The following is an 8228-nucleotide window of genomic DNA, read 5'->3' on the forward strand; positions in this document are numbered from 1 at the left end:
CAATTCTTCATAGTATCTTTTAATTTCGTTTTTTTGAGTGATTTCATGATGTATTTTGATTTTTGGCGAAACAAAAATATCATTTTTTTGGAATCACTCTTTTTTTATGAAAAAGCCGTGAATCCATTTATATAGAAGAACCAAACTTAATTGAGAGTAATTATGGAATATTTTATAAAAATACTTGGAAGCCTTTTAATGGTAATACAGAAACAATAAGAGAAAATCCAAAATTAACATACAAGAGTAAAGTTAGGAATGGAATAGAATATTATACTGAAATATACGATGAGAATTCTGTTTTATTTGAGATAATTGAGAATGGAATTCAAATAGAAATTAAAGATTCTAAAACAAAAAGTAAATTCAATGAATCTGAAAGCTTCACAAACACGGTTAATTTAAATATTAAAAAAATATTGAATAGTTTTCATAAAAATTTTGAAACTGGAGAAAAAATAAAACTAAATGGTGTAGTGAAATATGATTTTGAAAAAGTATTTTATTTAAATGGAGTAAAAGTAAAAATCGAGTCTTACTATGATGAAGAATGTAAAATTTTAAAAGAAAGGCATGAGATTTTTAGCACTCAAATTGGTAGTTTGGATTTGAATGAAATATCATTAAGTTATAATGGGAAATATGAATATTGGACTAAAGATGGAGAATTGTCAGAATCTGGAGTTTATAAAATGGGAAATAAAGTAGAATAAGAATTACACACAACAAAGAACTGATAAAAAATCAATCTTATAATTTATCCAAGCATATTTAAATAATATTTTGATATGCTTTTTTATTTTCAACTACTTAAAAAACTAGTTTTCATCAGCTTTTAAATCTTTAACTTTTTTACTTGTTAAAAATATTAGATTCTTCTATATTTGATTTTCTGACAACGTGGAAAACAAAACTTTTTAAATATTTTAGAATCAAATTGCTCATTATTGAGAAAACAAAACTTATTAGCTACATCAATAAAAATGAATAATAAAAAGGCTTTAATAATAATTGATATGCAAAAAGGTTCCTTCTATCAAGGTGTAGAAAGATATGATGCAAAAGGAGTAGTAGAAAGAATCAATAAGATTTCAAGTACTTTTCGTAATTTAAATTATCCTGTTATTTTTATTCAACATGACGGAACTGGAACTGGTGAATTTAAAAAAAATACTCATGAATGGGAAATCTTGGATGAATTGGAAATTAAAGTTTCTGATTTTAAAATTGATAAATATGCTAATGATGTTTTCTATAAATCAAAACTTGATGAAACCTTAAAAATAAAGAATATCAAAGAGTTATTTTTCACAGGATGTGCAACAGATTTTTGCGTAGATTCAACAATTCAATCTGCAATAACAAAAGAGTATAATGTAACAGTTGTTGAAGATGGACACACTACAGGAAATAGATTTCAATTAAATGCAAAAACAATTATTGAATATTATAATTGGAAATGGAAAAATATGATTCCTATCAAAAGAGAAATATCTGTTAAAAAAACAACAGAAATAATAAAAAATATTGATACGGTTGATAACATGGTGTAAATTTCACTTTCTATCACAAGCGAAATACAAGAACACAGATAACAACAAACCTTTATAATACATAAAATATTTAACCATAGCCTAATACTACTTATTTCTTATAATGAAGAAAGACAACTCTTAGATTATTCTTAACAAAGAGCAAGTAAATTTGTAGAGTGGTAATAATAATACGGCCAAACTAAACTCCACAATATTGTGAAGTTAGATATAGCCGATAAATTTTTAATCAAAGTTAAATGGTTATTTTGATCAATACATCTTGAAACTATCATCTCTGATAAATTACATATCAAGCCCCATACTATTATCAAGTGTAGTTCCAGAAATACTAAAACTAAGTTCATCTCCATCAGGATCATACACAAACATTGACGGATAAGTATTGTCATTACCCCACTGAACCCATGCCTTCATTTTAACTATACTACCAGTCTCAAGGCTAGGAATTTTATCTTTTATATCCATTGTTCTAGTTTTTCCTAATGAGAAATTTTCATGATTAGGAATATCTCCTTTTTGATTTCCATCATCATCAAAATAGATACAGTGAATGTCACAAACAAAACCTCCTTGATTCTTTAACTTGAATGATTTTACTCTTCTTAATGCCATAATATAATATTTTAAGTTACCTACTCTATTTAGTGGCTTTTCGGATTCCGCCATTGTAATTAAAAACTAATTATAACTAGACAATCGAATATTTTATTTTTGATTACAATGTAAAGTTGAAAAAAGAAAAAATCGAATTTTAGAAAAATGTCATCAGTGCTAATTTTTTGTATGTGAAACTACAAATTTGAGGTATAAGAGAAAATAGGCACTATAAACATTGTTTAATGTTTCAAATAAATTTTGCACTTTTATCTAAAATAGTGATAAAACAAAGCGATAGAAGTTTTTAATTTTCACTTTCATATTTATAGACAAAATCATATATCAGATGAAATTAGAATCAAATAATTATTTAACCAAGCTGGTGAAAAACTTGAACTTAAATAATTGGGATGAGTTAACATCCTATATTAGAAAATTACCTTATGGACGAAACAAAAATAGATTTGATTTTAGTCTTGTTTTAAAAGAGAAAAAAGGAAGTTGTAGTTCTAAACATGCTGTTCTGAAAAAAATTGCACAAGAAAATAATTTAGATGAAATAAAACAGATTCTAGGAATTTATAAAATGAATAACATAAATACTCCTGGGATTGGCGAAATAAAAATAAACTCTAAAATAAATTATATTCCAGAAGCACATTGCTACCTTGAAATTAACGGTGAAAAATTTGACTTCACAAGTGAACATTCTAATTATTCAAAAATAGAAAATGATATATTAAAAGAAATTGAAATTCAACCAGAAGATGTAATTGAAAATAAAATAAACTTACATAAGAAATATATTCAGAATTGGATTAAAGAGTTTGAAATACAAGAAAATTTTGAGGAGATTTGTAATAAAAGAGAAAATTGTATTAAAAAATTAACTGAAAAGAAGTCATTATACGACAAAAAATAAATTATAATTCAAGAGAAATAATCATGGAGTTTATATATTATTTACCAAAACTTGTTAAAAATATTAGATTCTTCTATATTTGAACAACTGCTGTTATGAATAATCAACTTTCACAAAAATATTATGATTACAGATAATTTAGAAAAAGCGGAATTCCTCTTATAGATTTAATTCATTTTACTTAGGAACATAATGAAAAAAATCAATTACAATTAGAAATAAAAAAATTAAATGAAAATAATAATTACAATACTTTTGATATTTATCAGCCTTTTAGGTATCTGGTGTTTAATATTGGGATTTGGGTTAATGGATCATAATAATGAAAATGGCAGAACTTATTTCATCGGTGGTTCAATTTTACTTGGTATGGGTTTAAATGGTCTTGTGCAATATTTTAAAAAATGAATTTAAACATACAACTAACAAAAGAAGAAGCAATTGTCTTTTTTGAATTTCTTAGCAGATTTAATGAAAAAGACAATTCTAATATCTTTGAAGACCAATCAGAACAAAAAGTTCTTTGGGATATTGAATGTATTTTAGAAAAAAAATTGAATGAACCTTTTCAATCAGATTATGAAGAAATTGTAAAAAAAGCGAGAGTAATTGTTAGAAGAGATATTGTATAAAATTAAAAAGAAAAAACAAGAAATAAAAAGCCGATTGTTCTTGAGTTTCCTAATGAAAACAAATATTCATATGAAAATATTGAGAAATTATTTGAGATAGAAAATCTAAAATAAAAAAGGCTATAACAAAGAACTGAGTTAAAACTCAAGCAAAATAGTCTTAAATTTTATACAATATTAATCCAAGCATATTTAAATAATATTTTGATATGCTTTTTTATTTTCAGCTACTTAAAAAACTAGTATTCATCAGCTTTTTAAATCTTTAACTTTTTTACTTGTTAAAAATATTAGATTCTTCTATATTTAGCCATCTGCTGCTATGAAAATTCAATATTTACAGAAACTTCTTAGTTAGAGATATAATAGAAATAACAGGGAATTCTTGTTATAGTAATGTTGGTTGCAATTAAAATTAATAAATGAGAAGAATTAAAATTATTAAAGATTTAATGAGTCAAAATTTTCCAGATTCCATAGTTGAGGCTTTCTTATCATATGATTTAAAAAAGGAAGATTTAGAATTCATAAAAGATATTTCTAAAGGAATTTTACTTGAATTTCCTAAAAGAGCCTTTGATTGTTGCATGTTAAGTGCTGTATTAGGAGCAGTAATAAATGATAAATCAAATATACCAGTATCTGTTTTTGTTGGTCATCTTGATTACAATTCAAAACGTATGTTTAATTGTACTACATCAATACCATATTCAAAAAGTGAATTGAAAATTAATGAAACTTGGGAGGGTCATTGTTGGGTTGAACTAAATGGTTTTATTATTGATTTATCTATTTTTAGAACAATATATTTAGGAAATGTTTCTGTTGAATTAAAAAATGATATAATTCAAAATTTTGGGGAAAATAGAGGGATTTTAGCAGGAACTCCATTAGATATGGAAAAATTAGGATTTAATTATACTCCATGCTATATCTTAAATCAAGATCAAATAACTGGGTTAGTAAAAGGAGCAAATGAAATAATAAAAGCCACCAACAAAGGTAAATTTCACTTTTCATCTTAAGTGTAATACAAAAAGTGAATCTTACTCTAATCCGTTAAACTCAATTGCTAGAATACAGAAACCAAATCAAAATAAAATCGTGAAAGAACTTTTCGAAGAATTCATAAAAACATTCATCAAAGCTGATAAACAAGAACGATTACTAGGGTTCTTAAAGAAAGAAAAGAACTGGCGGAAGCTTGAAAATGAATTTCATACATCTGCAATTTTTAAGAATAATGTTCTTATCAATATCAAACCAAGTGAACAACACTCGGAACCGATTTATTCTACTATGAAAAAAATGGGAGCAGAAGATGAATGCTATTCCCTCATGGATTTTCTCAGGAATGAACAATATGATTGGAATCTCAAAAACAAACTTGATAACTCTGTTGGCTTTCTGATTGAAACTGTGATCTACTGTCCAAACTCACGAATTGGATATTTTGAAGGAGGACATGCTACAGAAAGATATTTGCTGAGGGAAAAATAACTGAGTACAGCACAAAAAACTTAAGAGAAAATAAAGATGAAAGTATATTAAAAATATATACTTTATTACCAAGAAAAAAACATTTATAAAACCATTAAATGAAAAAAATCAACCTTATAATATTAACCCTTATTTTTTTAACCTTTGGATGTAGTAAACAGAAAATGGAAAGTGATTCTCTCTTAATCGGAGATTGGGGTAAAATTGAGATAGATCAAAATGACGATTTTCATCGGTTGCCAATTTTCAGACCATTTGGTATTAGCTTTTCTGAAAAGGAAATTGAATTATATAATGGTTTTGTTCAGATCAAAAGAGATTCTATATCGGGTAAACGAATAAATGACTACAAAGGACTTTATACTAGCTATAATATAAGAAAAGAGAGCATTTTTATCAAAGACCCTTTTAGCCAAAATTGGGAATTTAAATGGACTATTAATCAAATATCTAAAGACACTTTGGTATTAGAGAGAAGCGACTCGACTTTCATTAAACTAAAGAAAATTAAACCTAATGAAAACATCAATTTTGATCAGATTGTTTTTTCTCGTTCAGGTTGTTTTGGGTCTTGTCCAATAATTGATATTTCAATAAATAAAAATGGTGAGGTGTATTTTCAAGGCGAAAGATACGTAAGCCCTTTAGGCTTTTATAAGTCAAAAATCGATAGTACTCAAATAAGCCAAATTTTCTCAAAATTTGGTAGAGCAAATATTGATAGTCTATCAAATGGATATACAATCGGACGCCCAGATAATGAAAGTGTAACAACTACTTTCATAAAGAATGGACAAATTTTAAAAACTATTGACGATTATGGAAGAGCTGGACCAAAAGAATTGATTTGGGCTTACGTTCCTATTGAAAATCTTTACACTCATATTGACCTAGACAGTTTAGCATTTGATGAACCCTTTTATCCAAAGCTACACTATTACGCATTTGAAAAAGATTCATTGATTTTGAGACTTGATAAATCGGAAAGTTTTTATTTATGGACTGAACTTCAAAAATCAAAAACTTCAAATTCAGATTTCAAACCGTTGTATTCAATGGGGTTTGGTGAGAATTTTACATATTGGGGATCAGACCCAAATGAAAAAAGAAAACATAAATATCAAATAGAGAAAATTGAATCTGATGGTAGAAAATTTAAATTCTATTTTAAAGACCAAGATTCTAAAACTTATGATTTAGGATATAACTTTATCGAAAAAAACTTTAAAGACTCTGACTTTAAAGAGAAAACAAAATATGATTAAAAACTAGCAGTTACAAAGCCTATGTGTGATTCGGACAGAAGTTGAAAACGAAAGTTCTATGCTTCTACTCTGCATTTCACATGACTAAACTGCTGTAAATAAAAATATATGAAAAGAATTTACTTACTATTTTGCATTATAATATTAATGAGTTGTCAATCTAATTTTGAAGATTCTGACTTGCATCTATATAAATGTATAAATGAAAAATTGAATGAGCATAGAGATTTATATAAAGAAGAAAAGAATATTGATTTTAAACTAATAATGAATGATTTTGAAAACTCTTTATTAGAAAATGAATTACTTAAAGGGAATACTAAAAAATCATATATTAATCTTATAACTGAAATAAATTCAAATCAAATAAAGAGAAAGAAACTAATCCATGAATGTGAATTATTTTCAGGAAAATTGCATAGTTTAAAAATTTCCAGCAATGATTTTATCATAAACACTTCAATATTAAAATCTTGTCCAAACGAACTTTATACACTTGAGAAATATGACTTTATAGAAAATCAAATTTTAATTTATAATCATTTTGAATCAGGAAAACTGTATAATTTAAAGGATTTTAATAACTATTTAAATTCATTGACAAATAAAGAATTTGAGTTCTACAAACCAATAATTGAATATTTAATCTATTGGATCATTTTACATCAAGAAAATATAGATTCTGTTTAAAAATGAAATAATTATGAATGAGATAAAATAAGACATTTAAGAGTTAATTGATTTGAATTAAAGCAAATAAATTATTTAAAAAATGGAAAAGATAAAAAGTGAAGGAATGAAAATTTCTATGAAAACATATCAATTATTTTGCAAATATGGAAGTGAACTATTATGGGTGACAGATCCTATAAGAAATCCTAGACCAAAGGAAATAAGTAAAGAAATTGACGAAAAATTAATTATTTTAGCAAAACTTGATGAAAATTTAGAGCTCTTATGTTCAGATTATTACAGTGAGTTTCTTAAAAAAGAATATAAAGCCAATGTTGAAGAATTAAAGAAATATGTAAGTGAGGAAGTTTTTAAAGTAATTGAGAAAAAATATAAAAAACATTAAAAAAAGTATTGAAAATTGATTCAACGATTTTTGATTTAAAGACTAATATTACATAATTAAAAATTAAAATATGAAAAAAACATTTATTGCAATAGTTCTTTCATTAGTTAGTGTAAGTTTATTTGCTCAAGAAAAATATTTTAAAAATGTAAGTGAGACTCAAGAATTTTCTAAAAAGATTGTAGATTTATTTGAGAAAGATAAAATACCTGAGCTTTTTAGCCAGTTAACAACTTACTGGCCAATGCCTTTAAATGAAATTCTTGCGCTAGAAGATAAAACAATCAAATATATAAATGTGATTAAAAGTCGATATGGTGAACCAATAGGTAGCTTGAAGGTAAAAAACAAAACTATTTCTGATATTGCAATTCAAGAGACCTATTTAGTGAGATATGAGAAAACAGCGTTAAGAGTAATTTTCATTTATTATAAAAACAATAATGGATGGATTATTAATGGATTTAAATGGGATGATTTATTAAAAGAAGAGTTTTAATACAAAGCTGCATACAACAAAGAACAAAAATAAAACCAACAGAAACTATCTTATAGTAAACATTATCACGATTGATTTTGTAAGGGACTTCTGAGTGTAACTCTGAAATTATGTATTCCGACAGCAATTTTCATAATTTTCTCTCTTTTTTCAAAGTATTTTATTCGAATTTTCTCTTT

At 25.6% G+C, this 8228-nt stretch carries 11 protein-coding genes; 10 read left to right on the plus strand and 1 reads right to left on the minus strand.

Annotated features, from left to right (window positions below; translation table 11 throughout):
- Nucleotides 1–419 precede the first annotated feature (419 nt).
- Together I0K12_RS21815 and I0K12_RS21820 are read left to right on the plus strand one after the other, a co-directional pair.
- Nucleotides 420–713, plus strand: coding sequence for a hypothetical protein (locus I0K12_RS21815; protein ID WP_196890303.1), 294 nt, complete (start codon nucleotides 420–422; stop codon nucleotides 711–713).
- Between the two features lie 270 nt (nucleotides 714–983).
- Complete coding sequence (locus I0K12_RS21820; protein WP_196890304.1) at nucleotides 984–1553, plus strand: isochorismatase family protein; 570 nt, start codon at nucleotides 984–986, stop codon at nucleotides 1551–1553.
- Nucleotides 1554–1838: 285 nt separating this feature from the next.
- Here the strand turns inward: I0K12_RS21820 and I0K12_RS21825 are convergent, their stop codons facing one another.
- The gene (locus I0K12_RS21825; RefSeq protein WP_196890305.1) at nucleotides 1839–2168 is read right to left on the minus strand and encodes a hypothetical protein; all 330 of its coding nucleotides are present in this window, start codon (nucleotides 2166–2168) and stop codon (nucleotides 1839–1841) included.
- Between the two features lie 331 nt (nucleotides 2169–2499).
- Between I0K12_RS21825 and I0K12_RS21830 the strand changes: the two genes are divergently transcribed.
- From I0K12_RS21830 to I0K12_RS21865, 8 genes are all read left to right on the plus strand, one after another.
- Nucleotides 2500–3075 carry a hypothetical protein gene (locus I0K12_RS21830; protein WP_231372832.1) on the plus strand — a complete coding sequence of 192 codons (576 nt, stop codon included), beginning with the start codon at nucleotides 2500–2502 and terminating at the stop codon, nucleotides 3073–3075.
- A gap of 404 nt (nucleotides 3076–3479) precedes the next feature.
- Nucleotides 3480–3707 (plus strand): hypothetical protein, encoded by a 228-nt coding sequence (locus tag I0K12_RS21835; RefSeq protein ID WP_196890306.1) that lies wholly within the window; start codon nucleotides 3480–3482, stop codon nucleotides 3705–3707.
- A 422-nt stretch (nucleotides 3708–4129) separates the two neighbouring features.
- Nucleotides 4130–4732 carry a hypothetical protein gene (locus tag I0K12_RS21840; protein ID WP_196890307.1) on the plus strand — a complete coding sequence of 201 codons (603 nt, stop codon included), beginning with the start codon at nucleotides 4130–4132 and terminating at the stop codon, nucleotides 4730–4732.
- Between the two features lie 79 nt (nucleotides 4733–4811).
- The gene (locus tag I0K12_RS21845; protein ID WP_196890308.1) at nucleotides 4812–5207 is read left to right on the plus strand and encodes a hypothetical protein; all 396 of its coding nucleotides are present in this window, start codon (nucleotides 4812–4814) and stop codon (nucleotides 5205–5207) included.
- 164 nt (nucleotides 5208–5371) lie between these two features.
- Complete coding sequence (locus tag I0K12_RS21850) at nucleotides 5372–6472, plus strand: DUF6438 domain-containing protein (RefSeq protein WP_196890309.1); 1101 nt, start codon at nucleotides 5372–5374, stop codon at nucleotides 6470–6472.
- 108 nt (nucleotides 6473–6580) lie between these two features.
- On the plus strand, nucleotides 6581–7162 hold the full coding sequence (locus tag I0K12_RS21855; RefSeq protein WP_196890310.1) for a hypothetical protein: 582 nt from the start codon (nucleotides 6581–6583) through the stop codon (nucleotides 7160–7162).
- 82 nt (nucleotides 7163–7244) lie between these two features.
- Nucleotides 7245–7550, plus strand: coding sequence for a hypothetical protein (locus tag I0K12_RS21860; protein WP_196890311.1), 306 nt, complete (start codon nucleotides 7245–7247; stop codon nucleotides 7548–7550).
- A gap of 70 nt (nucleotides 7551–7620) precedes the next feature.
- Complete coding sequence (locus I0K12_RS21865) at nucleotides 7621–8049, plus strand: hypothetical protein (protein ID WP_196890312.1); 429 nt, start codon at nucleotides 7621–7623, stop codon at nucleotides 8047–8049.
- Nucleotides 8050–8228: the final 179 nt, after the last annotated feature.

Origin of the sequence: Aureivirga sp. CE67 (assembly GCF_015767245.1) — a bacterium.
Taxonomy (GTDB): domain Bacteria; phylum Bacteroidota; class Bacteroidia; order Flavobacteriales; family Flavobacteriaceae; genus Aureivirga.

What these genes read in the sequence shown, in the direction of transcription:
- I0K12_RS21820 (WP_196890304.1), top strand. Translation starts at nt 984, where the DNA reads ATGAATAATAAAAAGGCTTTAATAATAATTGATATGCAAAAAGGTTCC.
- I0K12_RS21825 (WP_196890305.1), bottom strand. Translation starts at nt 2,168, where the DNA reads ATGGCATTAAGAAGAGTAAAATCATTCAAGTTAAAGAATCAAGGAGGT.
- I0K12_RS21830 (WP_231372832.1), top strand. Translation starts at nt 2,500, where the DNA reads ATGAAATTAGAATCAAATAATTATTTAACCAAGCTGGTGAAAAACTTG.
- I0K12_RS21835 (WP_196890306.1), top strand. Translation starts at nt 3,480, where the DNA reads ATGAATTTAAACATACAACTAACAAAAGAAGAAGCAATTGTCTTTTTT.
- I0K12_RS21840 (WP_196890307.1), top strand. Translation starts at nt 4,130, where the DNA reads ATGAGAAGAATTAAAATTATTAAAGATTTAATGAGTCAAAATTTTCCA.
- I0K12_RS21850 (WP_196890309.1), top strand. Translation starts at nt 5,372, where the DNA reads ATGGAAAGTGATTCTCTCTTAATCGGAGATTGGGGTAAAATTGAGATA.
- I0K12_RS21855 (WP_196890310.1), top strand. Translation starts at nt 6,581, where the DNA reads ATGAAAAGAATTTACTTACTATTTTGCATTATAATATTAATGAGTTGT.
- I0K12_RS21860 (WP_196890311.1), top strand. Translation starts at nt 7,245, where the DNA reads ATGGAAAAGATAAAAAGTGAAGGAATGAAAATTTCTATGAAAACATAT.
- I0K12_RS21865 (WP_196890312.1), top strand. Translation starts at nt 7,621, where the DNA reads ATGAAAAAAACATTTATTGCAATAGTTCTTTCATTAGTTAGTGTAAGT.